This window comes from Aliikangiella sp. G2MR2-5 (genome assembly GCF_015687155.1).
Classification (GTDB): Bacteria; Pseudomonadota; Gammaproteobacteria; order Enterobacterales; family Kangiellaceae; genus Aliikangiella.
This window is the reverse complement of sequence record NZ_JADPQF010000008.1, coordinates 58,573-77,108: the sequence shown is the minus strand read 5'-3', so window position 1 is coordinate 77,108 and position 18,536 is coordinate 58,573. Positions and strand designations below refer to the sequence as shown.

Annotated in this window: 17 protein-coding genes; 7 read left to right on the top strand and 10 right to left on the bottom strand. The window is 42.1% G+C overall.

What is annotated here, in order from left to right; all coding sequences use genetic code 11:
* Positions 1-63: 63 nt before the first annotated feature.
* From IYN84_RS19505 to IYN84_RS19485, 5 genes are all read right to left on the bottom strand, one after another.
* On the bottom strand, positions 64-4,077 hold the full coding sequence (locus IYN84_RS19505; protein WP_196140953.1) for an ATP-binding protein: 4,014 nt from the start codon (positions 4,075-4,077) through the stop codon (positions 64-66).
* Between the two features lie 21 nt (positions 4,078-4,098).
* Positions 4,099-4,413, bottom strand: a complete 315-nt coding sequence (locus tag IYN84_RS19500; protein WP_196140952.1) for a hypothetical protein — start codon at positions 4,411-4,413, stop codon at positions 4,099-4,101.
* A 321-nt stretch (positions 4,414-4,734) separates the two neighbouring features.
* A complete protein-coding gene (locus tag IYN84_RS19495; protein WP_196140951.1) occupies positions 4,735-4,887 on the bottom strand; it encodes a hypothetical protein in 153 nt (50 codons plus the stop codon).
* Between the two features lie 165 nt (positions 4,888-5,052).
* On the bottom strand, positions 5,053-6,177 hold the full coding sequence (locus tag IYN84_RS19490) for a M56 family metallopeptidase (RefSeq protein ID WP_196140950.1): 1,125 nt from the start codon (positions 6,175-6,177) through the stop codon (positions 5,053-5,055).
* A gap of 5 nt (positions 6,178-6,182) precedes the next feature.
* Positions 6,183-6,584: a BlaI/MecI/CopY family transcriptional regulator gene (locus IYN84_RS19485; protein ID WP_196140949.1), complete on the bottom strand. Its 402-nt coding sequence runs from the start codon at positions 6,582-6,584 to the stop codon at positions 6,183-6,185.
* 192 nt (positions 6,585-6,776) lie between these two features.
* On the opposite strand from IYN84_RS19485, the gene IYN84_RS19480 reads away from it, so the two are divergent.
* A complete protein-coding gene (locus IYN84_RS19480) occupies positions 6,777-7,127 on the top strand; it encodes a 4a-hydroxytetrahydrobiopterin dehydratase (RefSeq protein ID WP_246723053.1) in 351 nt (116 codons plus the stop codon).
* 59 nt (positions 7,128-7,186) lie between these two features.
* Entirely contained in the window at positions 7,187-7,606 is a 420-nt protein-coding gene (locus IYN84_RS19475) for a hypothetical protein (RefSeq protein ID WP_196140947.1), read from the top strand.
* A gap of 140 nt (positions 7,607-7,746) precedes the next feature.
* On the opposite strand, the gene IYN84_RS19470 is transcribed toward IYN84_RS19475, so the two are convergent.
* From IYN84_RS19470 to IYN84_RS19460, 3 genes are all read right to left on the bottom strand, one after another.
* Positions 7,747-9,339 carry a S8 family serine peptidase gene (locus IYN84_RS19470; protein WP_196140946.1) on the bottom strand — a complete coding sequence of 531 codons (1,593 nt, stop codon included), beginning with the start codon at positions 9,337-9,339 and terminating at the stop codon, positions 7,747-7,749.
* A gap of 311 nt (positions 9,340-9,650) precedes the next feature.
* Positions 9,651-10,559, bottom strand: coding sequence for a LysR family transcriptional regulator (locus tag IYN84_RS19465; RefSeq protein WP_196140945.1), 909 nt, complete (start codon positions 10,557-10,559; stop codon positions 9,651-9,653).
* 61 nt (positions 10,560-10,620) lie between these two features.
* Complete coding sequence (locus IYN84_RS19460) at positions 10,621-11,628, bottom strand: kelch repeat-containing protein (protein WP_196140944.1); 1,008 nt, start codon at positions 11,626-11,628, stop codon at positions 10,621-10,623.
* A 151-nt stretch (positions 11,629-11,779) separates the two neighbouring features.
* On the opposite strand from IYN84_RS19460, the gene IYN84_RS19455 reads away from it, so the two are divergent.
* From IYN84_RS19455 to IYN84_RS19435, 5 genes are all read left to right on the top strand, one after another.
* Entirely contained in the window at positions 11,780-12,175 is a 396-nt protein-coding gene (locus IYN84_RS19455; RefSeq protein ID WP_196140943.1) for a DoxX family protein, read from the top strand.
* Between the two features lie 49 nt (positions 12,176-12,224).
* Positions 12,225-12,803: an FMN-dependent NADH-azoreductase gene (locus IYN84_RS19450; protein ID WP_196140942.1), complete on the top strand. Its 579-nt coding sequence runs from the start codon at positions 12,225-12,227 to the stop codon at positions 12,801-12,803.
* Positions 12,804-12,831: 28 nt separating this feature from the next.
* The gene (locus IYN84_RS19445) at positions 12,832-13,692 is read left to right on the top strand and encodes a pirin family protein (protein ID WP_196140941.1); all 861 of its coding nucleotides are present in this window, start codon (positions 12,832-12,834) and stop codon (positions 13,690-13,692) included.
* Between the two features lie 198 nt (positions 13,693-13,890).
* Complete coding sequence (locus IYN84_RS19440) at positions 13,891-14,550, top strand: alpha-ketoglutarate-dependent dioxygenase AlkB (RefSeq protein WP_196140940.1); 660 nt, start codon at positions 13,891-13,893, stop codon at positions 14,548-14,550.
* A gap of 165 nt (positions 14,551-14,715) precedes the next feature.
* Positions 14,716-15,690: a transposase gene (locus tag IYN84_RS19435; protein WP_196140939.1), complete on the top strand. Its 975-nt coding sequence runs from the start codon at positions 14,716-14,718 to the stop codon at positions 15,688-15,690.
* 409 nt (positions 15,691-16,099) lie between these two features.
* On the opposite strand, the gene IYN84_RS19430 is transcribed toward IYN84_RS19435, so the two are convergent.
* Positions 16,100-16,747: a hypothetical protein gene (locus IYN84_RS19430; protein WP_196140938.1), complete on the bottom strand. Its 648-nt coding sequence runs from the start codon at positions 16,745-16,747 to the stop codon at positions 16,100-16,102.
* Positions 16,748-16,780: 33 nt separating this feature from the next.
* The gene (locus IYN84_RS19425; protein ID WP_196140937.1) at positions 16,781-18,514 is read right to left on the bottom strand and encodes a serine/threonine-protein kinase; all 1,734 of its coding nucleotides are present in this window, start codon (positions 18,512-18,514) and stop codon (positions 16,781-16,783) included.
* Positions 18,515-18,536 lie beyond the last annotated feature (22 nt).

Sequence of the window (18,536 nt, the reverse complement as noted above, 5' to 3'; positions counted from 1 at the left end):
AAAGTCAGACTATTTCGGATGCGAACTAATAGTAATAAATCATTAGAAATACATTATGAATTTTTAGTTCACATATTCTGACGGAGGCACGCCATATTTGGCTTTAAAACATCGACTAAAGTAACTTTGACTGCCAAAACCGACCGTAAAAGCAACGTTACTGACTGATTCCCCATCCTTAAGTAAGTTAACAGCGGTATTCAGTCGATAGTTCCTCAAAAATTCAGCAGGCGTTACATTAAGCAACCCTTTCAACTTTCTATAAAGCTGGCGCTCGCTTACTGCCAATGCTTTAGCGAGCTGTTCTACTTTAAGATCCGGATTATCAATATTTTTTTCGATTTCTTTAGAGAATTTTTCGACAAATCGTATTTCATACTCCTCCCAGTCAGAATCCGAGTTGAGCAAAGAATCTGGATCCAGATCCATATTTCGCTGTATTGATTTGTTGTTGACAACCTGTTCTGACTTCTTAATAGAAGATTTGATTTCTGTATATATTTTTGAATGTAGTCTCGACTTTAATAATTCGCGAATACTCAGGAGATTATCGATTCGGATATTAAGCTCTTCGGTATCAAATGGTTTGGTAAGATACTCATCAGCATTGTTTCGCCAGCCTTCCAGCCTGCTTTTCTTATCGCTGCGTGCAGTCAAAAGAATCAAGGGGATATGGCTTGTCACTTCACATCCTTTCAGTTTTTTACATACCTCATACCCGTTCATCTCTGGCATCATTACATCACTAACAATGAGATCCGGTACAATAGCTTTTGCCATCTCTATACCTTCCTTGCCGTTACTCGCAAGATGAATATTAAACCTTTGACTGAGTGTATCCGCAATATAACAGCGCATATCAGGGTTATCTTCGACTACAAGTATTGTTTCTCTACCGTCGTCAGAAACTATTTCACTATTGTTCCTATGCGCTATTTGCTCATTCGTTTGAGAGTTCAAACTTTGCAACTCTAATGACAGGATTTCCTCATTGAGTTTATCGCTTGAATAAAACCTTTCTTTCTCTTTCTCGCTTGCGCTATAAGCAGGAAGAGTTATGGTAAATTTTGTCCCCATATTGGCTTCACTTGAAAGTTCGATTGAACCGTCATGCTTATCAACTAGCTCTTTTACCAAAGCCAGTCCTATACCAGCACCAGTTACCTGTTCCGCTCTGCTGTCAAGTATTCGAGTAAAACGTTCAAAGATAGTTGCTTGTTGCTCTTGAGAAATACCTATTCCGGTATCTGAAACCACTATCTTTATCTTTTTGTTTTCAGAACGAGTGATTGAAAATTCAATCGTGTCCTTTTCCTCCGTGTACTTAACAGCATTTGACAACAAGTTCAGTATAATTTTTTCAAACGCATCCGGCGTGAAGAGAAGCCACTCATCATCAAGTTCACCAATCTTTAAAAAGACGCCTTTTTCTCTGGAAAGATCAGAAAATGATTCAGCAATGCGCTTTGAAATCGGCCTGACAGCTATCGCCTGCTTTGATACGACGTGATCAACTCTAAACTTTTCCAACTGAAGCAATTGCTCAACCATTCTTAGTAGACGAAAGCCATTACGTTTAACCGTTTCTAGAGCGCCTTTATTTTCATCACTTAGATTGGACGATAACAGTCTGTTGACGGGGCCAAGAATTAAAGTAAGTGGCGTTTTAAACTCATGCGAAATATTAATGAATTCATCATTCTTTTTATTGAGAACTTCTTGCAATTCGTAGGTTCGCTCTTTGACAGTTTCTTCCAGTTGAGCAGCTCTTTGTCTTAAAAGCCTGGTTTTAAAAATAAAGAACAGATAGGTAATCCCGACTAGCATTAAACCGTAAAAAATAATAGCCCACATACTAAGCCAGAACGGCGGTCTAACATCAAAAGCATATTGCGCAGCGTCGCCCCATTCATTTTTTCCTGTACGAGCACGAATTAGTAAAGTGTAATTGCCGGTTGGTAAAGAATCTATAGTGAGAGTCTGCTGCTGCAGGTTGTTCCATGACTCGTGAAGTCCCATCACTTTGTAGGAATACTCTGTAGCTGACTGATTTTCAAGTTGAGAAGCGTAAAATGTAATTTTTATTGGGAAATCTGATTGGTTAACACTTTGAATAAAGGATTTCCTAAAAACGCCATTAAAGCTAATGCCCTGTGTAATTACGCTTGGAGGTTCCTTAACCGCCAGAGCCTCCGCCCCCCCTGAATTGAAAGTAAATAAACTACCATAAGCAGAAAAAACGGCGTGATTTTTATAAGTTAGACACCATTTTCCATCTAGCCCGGAATTGGGTACACCTTCAAACTTATTGAAAATTTTTGTTTTCGCTTTGTAAGTAGAGAACTTCTTCAAACCGATATTTTTAATAGAAGCCAAATAGTCATCCTCCCCATTTGGAGTAAAAATGATACAGCCTCTTTCTCCATGAAAGTCGAGATCACTAGGCAAAAATTGCAAGGAATTGCTATTGTAAAGATATACCTGATTATCGCGGCTAAATATTAAATGCTCCTCGCCCAAAGACTGAATATCAGTTATCCCAGCAGAAATAGGTATGGAAGCAACTTGATTTAAACCACCATCTATACTTGAAACAACAAGGATTTCATTATCAGTAAATAAATGAACATTGTTGTTTTCTCCGTTTAGAATATATTTAATATTCGAGCTTGCACCAATTTCCTCTCTGATATTGATAAATTTTCCTTCATCTGGAAAGAACAGATAAGCTCCGGTTTCATAAGTTGTAATCCACCAACGTCTATCCTTATCGACTATAATATCCCTCACCGCAGAGGACATATTAGGAATTTCAATGGTGCGGCTGTTATTTTCGCTAACCACTCTTACATTCCCCAGACCGCCAAACACATAGACGCCAGTTGCAAGCTTGCTGGCAGTAGATGAGTAACCTGAAAAAACTCTCAGCGACTTACCGTTGTATACGTAAGTTTTTTCTCCTTTGCTGTAAACCAGCTCTTCACCAATGGCTTTTACAAAGTTGAAATCTCCACTAGTATCAGCAAGGATTTCACTTTTCAAAGGCTGAACAAAATTAAATGTTGATGAATAATAGAAGACGCCCTGCCCCACTAAGCTCGCCCATACCAAACCTTCATCATCACTCGATATATTTTGTGCTACGTAGGCAGAGCTATTAAATGCAGTCGTTCCTACGACTGCAGTTACTATTTTCTTATCTGGCTCATAAACATATACTTTCTGATTTGAAATGAACCAGAGTCTACCCGAGTTGATCGTTAAATCCGAAACTTCAATCAGCTCTTCATCACCGATTATCGGGTTAAGTTTTTGTTGTAACAGGTCAAGTTCAAACAACCCCTTTGAAGTCCCGAGTAGGAGGGTCTGTTCATCATATTGCGCAATACTATAAATAATATTTCTTTCTTCAAACTTCAGGTCAAATCGTTCATAGATAAGATTTGACTCACTGTCTAACGAGACTCGAAACAGATTACCAAAAAAAGAGCCTACCCATACATCGCCCGAATAAGCTTTGAAAGTAGTAAAAGAAGCTATCGATTTATACTTGGTTGGATATAACGACTCATTGAGTATCTGTTTGATTCCTTTACTTTCAATATCTTTTTTCAAATAGACGTTCTTATGGGTCGTTAAAAATATTCCTCCACTGGAAAGTGACTCAAACCCGGTAATGATTTCTTTTTCGGAGCTAAAATCTTCCAGAATATTCATGTTTAAGGATTTGGCATTAACCTCCAGTAGAAAACCATCTATAGACAGAAGAATAATCTTATCGACCTCTCTGGCTTCAATTCGCGGAGACTGATTAAAAATGCTGATAACAGCCTCTGGATACTTTTTAGACTCGAGCAGACTTCCGTGCCGACGTATCAACTTATCCGAATAAAATAGCCATTGGCTTCCGTTACTATGCCTTGTTATATACAGAGGAGCTTCTCGCGGAAGCTCCGAGCTTACCTCCACAGGTTTGAACTGAAGCGAAGAAATCGGTGTTTCGATTGGAAACGCTTCAGCAAGCAAACAGGTAAATGCACAAAGCAGGCACAATAACGGGTAAAGATAGCACTTCATGGAACGAGTATCTCTTGCCTGTTACTCGTTTGACCTTTCCAGGACACAAGAGTCTGGGTAGTCATCACACATTCTGTCTTTCGGAGGCTGAACCAGAGCATTGACCTTGTAATAGGCTTTCTCTTCAGTCTCGTATAGTTTGTCGAGTAAAACAGGCTCAAGATAGATTGGATGTAGCCTGAGAATATTGCGAGGCGCCCAGTCATCTCCGTTCTCTTGTTGGCTATCAGACTTGGGACCGTCAAGGGAGCCAAATGCCAAAGAATCGGTGGTGAGCAATACAGCAACTATAAGCGCGGTAATTAATATTTTTGAAATTAACTTAATATAAAACATTATTCTTCCCTTAAAAGTCATATCAACAAAAGAGAGAAAATGCTGTTTACATAAAGCTTACCCCGGTCAAAGGATACACTTATGTCATGATGCAAATATAATTACATTATTTTTGTACAAATTTTAATCAAGAAAAGCAGCAGTTTCATCTCTCAGCTTCAAACTGAATGATTGCCTCAAAAGTCCCGCGAACGACTTTCAGAATTTTCACGAGTGTCAATCGCTAGTATCTGTAGTTATTAAAGAAAAGCAATAGTGATTTTTCACAACTTTTCTATCTCTCATGACTTTCGAGTTTTCAAGCTAAAGCAGTCTTTGGTATCAGATAGATACCTGGCCGAACAAATCCTGTGCACAGACTTGCCCGGCCAGGACTGCTTCACTTGATTGCTCATATTCAGAATCTGACTTATGAGCGACACTAATTGTGCCCTGAGTTGGAAGAATCTCATAACAGGATTCTGCCAATCTCATTTCAATTCCTGCCAAATTCAAAATGGCAGAAACATAATAAACACTTATTTTTCAATAGGATAAAATCTTAACGGCAAGATTTTATATAGGCTAATTACTTAAAAGCTACTCGATTTAACAAGATCAAAGACATCGGCTCAACGAAAGCCGAGGACGAACAAAAAACTATTCTTCATGTTCCCGATGGACTACCGGTAACCGGACCTGCTCCCGAATATGCTCCGGAAAGGGAGAGTCAGGATCCAGTTTCTTGACGACTTGCTTATCTGTAGGTGATACAGGAGCCTGATTGAGAAAAGGCAAAAAGAAACAGCTGACCAACAAGAGCCCTACTCTGGACATCAAAGGACGCTGTGTTTTCGAGGTGTACATACCGATGGCAACAATTCGCTGCTTAATCTGCCCCTTATACCCTAGAAACGCATTCGATAGTTTGACGGTAAACTCGCCGTTAATATTGAATCGTAGAACGCTTAAAAGGCTCTCCCCATACACCTGAGGCTCAATTTCATTAGTAGACAGAACCATTTCGTCACAAATTCTTTCGCGCAAATTACTCAACCTGCGAACAATGAACCAGACCAGAGGGTTAAAAAAGAACACTATCTGAATAATATTCTGAATCAGCAGCCAAAAAGAGTCTTTGCGCTTCACGTGGGCCATTTCATGGGCAATAATTGACTCTATAGTTTTCTCTTCTGCGTTGGTTAGTATCGCGCGAGGAATAAAAATCACCGGAGATTTAAAAAAAAAGGTAAAGGGAGAAAAGTATTTATCTTCAGCTATTACGTGTACTGGCTGTCGGATCCAAAAATTAAGCCGCCACCGATTTGCACAGGATACGATAGGGTAAGCAACGACAGGCGATGCGCGGTTAATTAACCTTAGTAGCGAAAACCTGATTGCCAGGTAGCGTAGCAAGACAACACTTACTGTCCCCGCCCAAAAAACAAAGAGCAAGCCAAAGGTCAGGTCATCAGCTGAAAAAATCGATGACACACTCAACGGATCCTGAGTAGGGATAACAAAATCATTGAACGGATAGGAAATAAGAGAACCGACAACCCACTCACGGAGATTTCCTGAAATTGCATAGCTAAAAGCAAGATGATTGGGTAAAACAAGGCGTATAAGAACCAGGCACCAAAGCCCGTATTCTATATTTTTAGAAAGCCTGGGATAAAAACACTTTATTGCCAAAACAAAAAGCGCTAAGACTCCGGCATATAATGAGTTTAACCATAAAAACTCTATTGTTGGTCGTGAGAGTGCTAGAAGTTGCTCAATCACGTTAGCTACTTCTTATCGTTACGCTTATTTTTGAGTAGCGTTTCTAATTCGTCAATTTCATTTTCGGTGAGAGATTTGCTTCTGCCAAAAAGAGCCAATAAAGATCCGCTGTCCATATCCAGAACTTCTTTCATAAAAAAATTAACCAATTTGGCGATCCCTGCCGGTTTAGAAATCGCGGCGGAGTATAGATATACTCCATGAAAGCTTTGACGACACAGCAGCCCTTTTTTAACCATACGATCCATCGTGGTCTTTGTAGTGGAGTAAGCCCAGGCATTTTCTTCTGCAATCTGGTCGTGTACCTCTCGAATCGAATACCCTTCTTCACTTTTCCACAAAATATTGAGAATTTGTAATTCATTTTTGTTGAGATCTGGGAGCTCATTAAGCTTTGATTTGGTCATGATTCTATTTATCAATTACAAAAGTAACAGAGATACTACAATGTAAGAAAAGTGAAAGCAAGCTGGCCTGCTGATAACGGTAAAACCTATAATTGAGAGAAACCACCATTCACAGGCCTGAATTACTGAATTTAAGCCCGCCGCAAAAATGAAAATTAACAAGGGATGAAGAGTCAAGTGAGGAACGAAACCATGGAAAGCAAGCTATGCGAAAAGCTTTGTCAGACCTGCAGGACTGACTCAGCAAAGATGAATGCTGAAGAAAAAGCCAAGTTCATGCAAGAACTATCAGGATGGAGGATTGCAAGCTTACAGGGAGTGGAACAACTCATAAAGGAGTTCGATTTCTCCAATTTTGAAGACGCCCTGCAGTTTACAAATCGGGTAGCAGAAATTGCACAACAAGAAGGACATCACCCAGCCCTTGTGACTGAATGGGGAAAAGTTACTGTTCACTGGTGGACGCATAAAATTAAGGGCCTGCATCTCAATGACTTTATTTGCGCCGCTAAGACCGACAAATTAGCTCGCGAGACAGACTAAAAAGGCAAAAATGGACATGCTATAATTTCAGCAAAATTTGATTCTCAGGAATTCGTTCAATGAAAAAAAATTTATTCTGCTTACTGTTTATTACCCTGATTTCTGCTTGCGGAGGAACAAAATACTCCAATAGCAGTAATAGTCTCGGAGTTACTAAAACGGAAACATTGATAAATGATGCAGTAAAAATCAAAAAAAGACTCGGCTCTGTGTTTTCTTCTGCGGACGATGAAAACCAATATAATCTTATATTTGGCGAGCTAAAATCCCGTCACCCGGAATGGGACTGGGAAAGAATAGACAACTCCAGAGTAGAAAAAGGTATGACCGAAAAGGAAGTGCTTCTGGCGTGGGGTTTTCCTGATTCAAAGAGTAAAAGTGTCAGTTGGAAATATTTTCGCGTCGATAAGAGTAAGGCAATAGTGAACTTCGAAGACAGTCGAGTTAACAAGGTGATTGTAATTAACTCGTTTAACTAGCTCGACGCCTGATTATTCTCAGCTGTTTTTGAATAGGTGATATGTCTTTTGGCATCACTCAATTGACCACAAACTTAATGACAACAAGCTTGTCATTCCCACTAAAAAAACACCCGGCAAAGCCGGGCGTTTCTTGACAATTACTGCCCTGAACAACCGTTTGCGGTGAGGTAGTCGCTAGCAGCTTTCGCTTTAACGATACCGTAGCCGAAATAGTCATCTTTACCCGCTGCACCACTGTCTTGTGCAGTAGCTTTAAGCGCATTACGGATTTCGGTACCACTACAACCCGGATGATTTGACCAAACCAAAGCAGCAACCCCTGATACACCAGGCGTCGCCATTGAAGTTCCGCTCATGTAACCAAAGTCACTACTTTCAATGCTAATGGTCGCGGAAGTTGAAGCAACCAGAGCCGCACCATCTTCCTGAGTAGCGCCTACGGCAGGAATGCTGGTTGTATTTGTATCACCCAATGTACCGTATAACATGCCTGGCTCATTGTTATAGATGATTGCACCAATACCACCGCTGTCTTCACAGTTCTTAACTTTGTCATGGAAGGTAATGTTACCACGAGAAATTACACAGATTTTACCGCTGGCACCATTGTCAGTCGCTTCACCTAAACCGAAGTCATAAGTGTTACCCGTTACAGTGCCACCATTTTCCATCGCCGACGACGCATAACCGACTCCGTCAACTTCCATTGAAGCCAAAGTAGCTCCGCCTGATGGGTAAGTTGAAAGCGTGTTAACACCACCAGCTGTAACTTCTACACAGTAACCATCACGAACTTTGCCTTTATTTCGACAAGATGGGAATTGAGAGAATGAGGCAATATTATTATCACCGTCATTGGCACCAATCATCATGACAGACTCATATCCGGCTGGGTAAGAGCGAGTCGAGTTACCGTCATTGCCCGCAGCCGCCAAAACAAGACCGCCATTTGCAGTAAACGAGTCGAAAGCAGACTCTTCTGTGCGGTTCGCGCGTCCACCGCCCAAACTCATTGAAATGATACTAGCTCCGGCGTTAGAACATTCCTGCGCGGCTTTAGCCAGATCAGATGAATAACCCCAACCTGCTGCATTAAAAACCTTAACAATGTGAAGAGGATTTCCTGGAGCCATACCAATTACGCCATAGCCGTTATCCGCCGCAGCAATAGTTCCTGCAACGTGAGTACCGTGTGGCCCGCCATCACGGAACCAGTCGCCGGTACCAGAGTCGTTCGAACCGGTAATATTGTTCCAGTCAAAATCATTATTACGACCACCAGTTTCACCCGTATCACCAGCAATACCCGAGTCAATAACACAAACACGCTTTGCATTGGCTAAGTCGAGAGAAAGCTGGTCAGCTTGAGACTGATAAATAGCATAGGGAGTCAACTGCTGAGACATTGGATTACCAGCATCATCATTGTAAAGACTTTTCAGCTCACGTTTTTCATCAACTTCAACATATTCGATATTTGGATTTGAGCGCAGTCTGGCAACAGCATTAGTATCACCAGTGAAAGCAGCTGCTCCCATTGCATTTAATGGTAAAACAACTTTACCACCAGCAGCACGAACCGCTGATTTAATTTTCGCCTGAGACGCAACTTTCTGACTTCCCTGTTCTTTGTACTTAACTATGTAGCGAGTTTCTTCTGCTGCAGATACGGCAGAAATTCCCAACCCCATTAGCGTGGCTGCCGTGACTTTGGTTAATTTAGTTATCATTATAGAGATACCTCATTGAATTATTTTTATATAGTTGAAACCCCATTTTTTTAGGCCACTCTTTTCTCGAAAACAACAAGTAGCCACTAAAATGGCAATCAAATGGTTGCATAAAAAATGCACGAGGAATGTGTCATACAAAATGAAGGAGGCGTTAGCAAAGGAGCGTCAATAATTACTACAAATTCGACAAAAAAAGCCAATTATCTCAAATCGAGCTTATTTTTAAGAACGCCGGAACATTAAATGTTTATTTTTCTAAAAAATAGATCTACTAAAGATTTTAAAATCTATAGTTTCGATGTCTGAAACTATAAACAGGACCAATAAGGTTTTTCACCAAAATACTGCGCAAGAAAATCAATCAGACTCCTGACCCGTCTTGATAGATGTCTGTTTTGTGGATAGAGTGCATATCCGGAAATCTCATTGTCGAGCAAATACTCGCACAGAATAGGCTTTAGCAGGCCACTTCGCACGGCTTTATAGCAAATGAAATCCGGCGAAAATAACAACCCTTTACCTTCTATTGCAGCCTGACATAAAAACTCTCCGTTATTGGCCGAAATAACCGCGGGAACTTTGATTCGGACGACTTCGCCATTTTCTCCTTTGAACTGCCAGTAGTCATTGTTAGTCGCATACTTAAGCTTGACGTGCCCCTTTTTCAAATCTTCCGGCATTTGTGGCTCACCGAATTCCTGCAAGTATGCCGGACTGGCACATAACAGGGTTCTGGCGTGGATCAGTTTCCGGGCAACCAGACTCGAGTCTTCGAGTCTGGCAATACGTATCGCCAGATCGAAACCTTCTTCAACGATGTCCACTTTTCTATCATTAAAGTCGAGCTCAAAATAAATCTCAGGATTAATTTCATTGAACTTGCGAATGGCCTGGGACAGATGCATCAAACCAAAAGACAGCGGAGCAGCAACTTTTATTTTTCCGGCAAGCGCGCAGTTTTCATTTCTGACTTCCGCTTCTACCTCCTCCAACTCACCGATAATGCGTATACACTGCTGGTAGTAGCTTCGTCCCGTATCGGTCAGAGTTTGTCGTCTCGTAGTTCGGGTAAGCAGCGTCACCCCGAGGCGCTTTTCCAGATCAGCCAGCTTGCGGCTTACCGCGGATTTGACAGTGTTTTGTTGTTCAGCTGCCCGGGTAATGCTCCCAGCCTCAACAATACGCACAAAATTTTGCATTTCCTCTAATGGATTCATATTACTCTTCCAATAACTATCATGTCCGCTCGCTAATATTCACTTAGACAAAGTCGGAGGCTCACAACCTGAATACCGACATGCGATCACTGGTACCATTTCCACTCGCTTTGGTAGCTCCGGCAATAACAAAAATAGAATCATCATAGGCCACCGCCCCCAGTCCGTGTCTGGGTAGCGGCATTTCACCGACTTTTCGCCAATGATCTTCACGGACAGAATACTCCCAGACTTCCTTGAACACTCCACCACCGTTATCAAAAAACTCACCACCAAAAACATAGATTCTATCTTTTATTGCGGCCGCGGCCAGGCCGCCCTGAGCCTGTGGCATAGGGGCCCGTTTCTCCCAACGATCTGATTTAAAATCATACACCTCATTTACCGCAAGGTTCCCTCCGTTGACAGTGCGTCCACCAAAAACAAACCATTGATTGTTCAAGCAGACACCGGCAGCGCTATTTCTGGCAGTAGGGACAGGTTTCGCCTGTGACCATCGATTTTCTGCCGTGTCAAACAGCCAATGACTATTAACATCAACGTGATCCTGCCAGCGCCCGTTAGCCTTTCCCAGAGGTTTGCGACCACTTACTAAATGAATACGCCCCTGATATGAAGTGGCAACTGTTTCACACAGAGGATGTGGCATCTTTGTTTTCAGTTTTTTCCATTTCGCAACCTGCCCTTCAGATTCATCCAGCCAGAGAACATCCCCACTGGCATACCAGCGATCTGCCCCGCTTAGAATAAATCCTGAAAAGGCGTAAAGAATACCTTGATGAGAGACCAGATGAGGATGGTGTCTTGGTTCAGGTAAGCGAGTGCCCACTTTCCAGCTATTTTCTGAAAGACTGTAAACTGCTACATCACGAGCAACAAAGTTACTTTCAGACTTATCCGGAGATATCCCACCTGCAACGTAGATTTTCCCTTCGTGGAGGACCGGATAGATTTCCTGTACCCGATAGGGCAAATTCGCAGCCCGTTGCCAGCCAGCCCTCGCAGGAAGAGCGCTTGCAGCAGAAGCAAGTAACGCAGATTTAAGCAGGGAACGTCGAGAAAAGTTCATCAGTGGCTCCTCTTTGTTTTACTTTATTTGTTCTTATATCAAGAACAGTTATTTCCGATAATGCGTGTTTTTCTATTTTTTAGCAACGATAAAATAGTCCCATGAACTGAATTACTTCATACCAACGATTTAAAACAACAGGAGACAGAACATGAAATTTATCGAAAACTACTCAAGTGTTAGCGGTCGCATACTAATCAGCGCGATCTTCTTAATGGCTGGCCTGGACAAAATTGGCGGCTACCAGGGAACTCAAGGCTATATGGAGGCGATGGGAGTACCTGGCGCACTTTTACCTTTAGTTATTGCAACCGAAGTTTTGGGAGCAATTGCCATTATTGTTGGTTATAAAACCAGACTGGCAGCTTTTCTACTGACAGGTTTCAGCTTGATTTCTGCTTTTGTTTTCCACTTTAACTTTGCCGATCAGATGCAATCCATCATGTTTATGAAAAATGTAGCTATTGCGGGAGGCTTCCTTTTTCTAGTTGCTAACGGTGCAGGTCCGGTATCAATCGACCAGGGTATGCCCAAACCAGCCCATTAATTTAGATGTTGAAGATTAAGAAATGCAAATTAGACGCGAGGGACAAATCATGAGTACAAATAATATCCTACTGGTAAATTCAAGTGGTCGCTATCAGGGATCGCTTACCCGAAACGTTTCAGCTCGACTGGTTGAGGAGCTGCAAGCAGAAGATAGTTCACAAACTCTGATAGAGCGTGATCTGGCTACGGGTCTCCCCTTTATCGACGAGCAATGGATCGGCGCCAACTTTACTGCACCGGAAGAGAGAGACAAAGAGCATAAAGAAAGATTGAGCTTTTCCGACTCTCTGGTAAAAGAATTGCAAGACGCAGAGCATATTGTGATCGCATCACCGGTGTACAACTTTAGCGTACCAGCGGTGTTAAAAGCCTGGATAGATTTGGTAGCAAGAGCCAGATTAACTTTCCGCTATACTGAAAATGGTCCCGAAGGTCTTTTAAGAAACAAAAAAGCTTATCTGGTTATGGCATCGGGCGGCGTTCCGATTGGTAGCGAAGCGGATTTGGCAACCCGCTATTTAAAACAGGTCATGGGTTTTATTGGAATTGATGATGTGACGGTTATCGACGCCACCAAAGTAGACCTTTCAAGCGAACACACCGGCTTGATTCAGGCTAAAGCCTGACAATCGGGCAGCAATGGAGGAAATAGACATGCAACAGACTCAACAGGCGCCAAAGGCTAGAGAGCTTCAACAGAAGATTAAAGGCATTCCAGCGGCCGATGGCGATGGCGTACAATTAACGCGTATTATCGGCTCGCCTTATCTCAACATGCTGGACCCTTTTTTGCTGCTTGATGCATTTGGTTCGGATAAACCACAGGATTATATCGGCGGTTTTCCACCGCACCCCCACCGCGGTTTTGAAACAGTAACCTATATGCTGGCGGGGAAAATGCGCCATCAGGACAGTGTCGGTAATTCCGGTGTTATTGAAACCGGTGGCGTGCAGTGGATGACTGCCGGCAAAGGCATTATCCATTCGGAAATGCCCGAACAGACTAACGGACTCCTGGCTGGCTTTCAGCTCTGGGTAAACTTGCCTGCTAGGCAAAAGATGACAGCGCCCCAATATCAGGAGAAAAGCGCTGACGAAATTCCTGTTGAACAGCGGGAAAATGGAATCGAAATTAAAGTTATCGCCGGGAAAACCAGTTCGGGAACAAAAGGTATTATCGACAACCCCTACATTACCCCGACTTATTGGGATGTTAAACAACCCGCCGGGACCAAATTGATCGAAACCATTGAGCGGGGACAAAATGCTTTTGTGTACCCTTTTGAAGGCGAAATTATCGTCGGAGACTCCAACCAGTCAGTTCAAAAAGGCGAACTGGCAGTATTTGAAGATGGAGATATAGTTTCCATCGAGACGAGCAAAGATGCCCGCTATCTGTTGGTTGCCGGTAAACCGCTGAATGAACCTGTGGCAAGGGGCGGGCCTTTTGTGATGAATACTCGCGAAGAAGTCCAGCAGGCATTTAATGATTATCAGACAGGGAACTTTATTTAAGCCAGTTTTATTTAAGTCAGTTTTATTTAAACGAAACTTATAAACTCTTCTAGCCTCGATGTTAATCGAGGTTTTCTTTTGTTTTAAAAACCGGGTATTTCTACACATCTACGAGGCTTAGTTTTCGCTGATGTTTTGTTATCAGCTTAAATCAATGTATCATTTTATGATTAGTATTTAATTGCTTGCTTTAAAACAATGTCACAGGATTTATTTTCCAGTCAGAGACCAGATATTCAGGAGATCTACCCAGAGGTATACCTGCTCGCTGATTTTGTAGATACACAACCTTTGTTGCAAGTGATTTGGGAAATAGCGGCTCAATCTCCCTTTCGAAAAATGCAAACGCCGATGGGACACTACACCGGCATAGAACTCACAAATTGCGGTCCCTATGGTTGGGTTTCAGACTCAAAAGGTTATCGCTATGCAGCGAAAGATCCACTAACAGGAAAGCCCTGGCCGGCGATGCCGCAAAGTTTTTTCCAGCTTGCCAAAGATGCAGCCTTCAAATCCGGCTTTAAAAATTTCAACAGTGACGCCTGCTTAATTAATCACTACCAAATAGGCGATAAACTTGGCAGTCATCAAGATAAGGATGAGGGCGAATTCGACTCGCCGATTGTTTCAGTTTCGATTGGCCTGCCGGCGACATTTCAAATATTTGGAAAAACTCGTAGTGGTGTTGAAAAAGAATTGATGCTTCATGGCGGTGATGTGCTGGTTTGGGGTGGAGATTCCCGACTAATCTATCATGGCGTGAAAACGATTAAAGCGGATAAGCAGCAACCGAACCTGACCGAACGTTTTAACATTACTTTTAGAAAGGCGGTGAAGGAAGTGAAAAATAAAGTTTAGAAAAAATAATTTCCAGAAAAATAATTTCCAGAGACCCTATTTTAAGCAAATATCCTACACCACCTGTTGTCAATTTCCTACAAGGCTTTTGGACTTCGCTACTAGTGTTGGGTTTGGTTTTATTTAAACTAGTCTTAGGAATCTAATTCTCAAGGACGAGAAACCATGCCCATCCCCAGAAAGTATCTGGTCGATAATGAATCAGCCGGGTTCTATCACTGTATATCCCGTTGCGTCAGACGGGCTCATCTGTGTGGTGAAGATTTAGTGTCAGGTCGTAATTATGACCATCGAAAAGCCTGGCTGGAAATTCGAATGATTGAGCTTGCGGATGTATTCTGTATTTCTCTTTATGCCTATGCCGTCATGGATAATCACTATCACTTAGTATTAAAGATTAACCCTGAAGCCGCCAAAGCCTTGTCCGATGAACAGGTGGCTGAACGTTGGTTGTTAGCTTATCCGGGCAGGCTGGATAAACCGGAGTATAAGCAGCAACGAGAGCTGAAGAAGCTTGCTATTATGGCAGACTCAACAAAGTTACAACGTTATCGTAAACGACTCGGAAAACTCTCCTGGTTTATGTCGCGGTTAAATGAGCCCTTGGCTAAACAGAGTAATCAGGAAGATTTTGTCAAAGGCAGATTCTGGGAGTCCCGATATCAATCCATTCCACTGCTCGATGAAACCGCAGTACTCGCTAGTATGAGCTATGTGGATTTAAACCCGATTCGGGCTGGTGTCACTCAAGATTTGCAGAACTCACTGCATACGTCTATCAAGCGTCGAATAGATAATTTGCAACACTTTCTCATTGCAGGTAATGAGCCATTAACACCAGTGAACCAGTCAAAAGATGAGTCGCTTTATTCAATGAGCCTGAATGACTATCTGTCATTGGTTGATTGGACTGGCAGAGCGATTGTGCACCCAAACAAGGCTTCTATTCCGCCCCACATCATGTCAATTTTTCAAAGATTAAACCTGCAACAAGATAATTGGCTGGTTCAAATTCAAAGGCTCGGTCAGAGTCAACCGACCATGATGGGGTCTATTGAAAAACTTAAAGCCAGGGCGATAGAAATCAAAAAAAGCTGGGTTAAAGGGATTGGACAGGCGAAGCTTTTGTATCAGTCGTAATTAATCAAGACCAAAACTTGAACTAGTGCTGATTTAGCAGGGTTCGTCTTATCCGAAGTTTTTGAACCTAGTTATCTTTACTCTCAAAGTTCTACTTTTTAGGTTTCTTATCCCAACTTCAAACTTCTTTTTAAAGTACTCATCCTGAAAAGTCGATGAATCAGTACTTTTGATAGGAAATTGTCAATATCAGGGTGTCTTGTTTAGTTTTTGAAGCGTGGTAACAACATTATCACTTGACCGCAAACCATTTATATAAGTAGTGAATTTTCATTTAAACAAGGATGTCCCCTATAGAAAACTCCTTGTCATCTTAATAATGGTAAGATTCTAGTAAAGTCAGGATAGAGATAAGAAAACTTGAGTATGTCGTACTAAATAAAAATTAATACAACTTATTGGCTGAGATTTATAAATCCTGAGTCAAAGGTCTTAGCAACAAACCATCAGTCGTTACCATTAACGAATACTCTGTTTGTTTATCTGCCGCAACAAAGCTGGCTGAGCCATGCTCAACATCGAGCAGAGCAGAAAGCATGGAGAAATCTTCACGCCATTGTGCGATACCTTTTCCGTCAGTATTTTGAATTGCAAAAACAGAACGTTCCTTACTTTTCTCATCATTGATTGCGCGATAGCGACCAGCAATTCGGTCCAGCCGGTAACCGGTGTGCAAACCTAGAATATTGGTCCAGCTTTTCCATTTTAAAATGTGCGCATCAATCAATAACTCATCACCGGAGAGCGAAAAAACCTGTTCGGTACCGTCATTAAATCTTAGCCTTGCATGAAATGACTGTTGCCCAACAGGTGTTACAATCACTCGTGCAACTTTTTCCTCTCTGGTGAGTGCATTGTATCCCTGCGTTCCCAGCAAAATAATAGAAAGAGCCCCGGTCACCGTAGTGAAAACAAACAGACTGAACAGACGAGAAAATGCACTGACAAGTTTTAACTTTCTAACTTTCAGAATCAGGGATATCAGGTTATAAATAGTGAGTGCTCCGGTAATAAATACCGCAGCAAGCATGGGGTTAAGATGTTCAACAACTGACATTTTCGCTCTCCTCAATCGAGCGTTAATTTCTGTTTAGTTCTCTATATTCAGCTCAATGGTTTCTTCCAGATCAACAGACGACTTTGAAGTATCCGGCAATTTGTTTTGTGACTTTTTTATTTTTCCTAGTTTGGCCGATTGATTAGCAGAATCAGCTTTTTCCAGCTTGTTCTCAATTGATTCAGCCAGCCGGTTAAAAGTCATAAATAGTTGTCCTGACTCATCATTACGTTCAGAAATCAAACGGGCATCATACCTTCCGCCAACCAGCTTATTAATCGCCTGAGTGATACGTTGAAAATCTTTCGAAGTCCTTCGCGCAAGACCAAGAGTAATCAAAAAGACCACCATTAAGGTAATCATCATGACAACTAACATGGTTATAAGCGTTGTTTTAGATGCTAAAAACATTGATTCGGCATTGAAGGTCACATAGAGAGAGCCCAGCTCCGCAGAGGAATAGACAATCGGCATTTCAATATCGAACAGGACTTTTCCATTTTCCAGTTCTCGCTGATAAATACGTGTGCTTTCAATCGCCTGCTCCAGCTCTCTTTCTGCCGGTGGAGCAAAGTTTTTACCGAGCATCGATTCATCAGTCGAAGCAACAATCTGGTTATCGGTGTTCATTACAAACACGCTGGTTAACTGTTCGTTCTTGCTCGATTCCTGAATGATGGCATTCAATCCAACAGAATCATCGAGCAACATAGGCTCAGCGCTTTCGAATGCGAGCATTCGTGCAATCGAGCGTCCATAGTCAAAAGTAATTCCGGAAAGAGAGCGATACTGTACAAAATATACGATTGCCAGACTGATACACATTGAAAGAAATACCACGCCCGCCATGGTCGCAGTCCAGCGCAGCCTGAGAGATACAAAACTCTTTCTTTTTTTCGGTTTAACGGTACCAAGCTTAGCTTGAATTTTACTTAATTCAGCGGTGACATTAGCCGCGGACTGAAAACGTTTGTCAGGACTTTTCTGGAGTAATTTTCGAATAAGGTCCTGAACATCATCTCGAACCTTTTCTTCTTCAATTTGAATTTCCGGTGGACGCCTTTTAACAATGTCTTTAAATAAGGTTCCCAGATCATCATTTCTAAAAGGCGGTACAGCCATTAGCATTCGGAACATCACAACGCCGAGAGCATAAAGATCGGAGCGATTATCCATCGGCTTACCCAGAACCTGTTCCGGGGCCATGTATTCTGGCGTCCCTAATACCTTATCACTCCGCTTACCAGAATGACTCACGTTATCATCAAGCTGGGCAATACCAAAATCAGTGACTTTTACGGTCTTCTTATCTTTTAGAACAACAATATTTCCAGGCTTTATATCACGATGCACCACACCTTGTTTATGTGCATAATTCAGCGAACGTGAGAGCTGTTGACACATTGCCAGTACGGTTTTCAGGTTAAGTTTACCCTGAGCCTGCAAAATCTGTTCTAGAGTCGCTCCTTCGAGTAGCTCCATTGCAATGTAGGGCTTGTTATCGGTGATATCAACATCAAAAATGGTTACGATGCCGGGATGGGTAAGTTGAGCCGCAAGACGTGCTTCTTTAATAAATGCGGTACGATAGGTTTTATCGTCAGCCAACTCAGGCCTGAGAACTTTCAGCGCCAGGAATCGATCCAGTTGAGGGTCGTAGGCTTTGTAAACAAACGCAGTCGCACCTCGCCCGACTTCACTAACAATGCGATATCGACCTAACTGTTTTGGTGGCGCCTGCCGCCTGTCACTTTCGTCTCGACTCATTCAGAATAACTACCAACTGAAA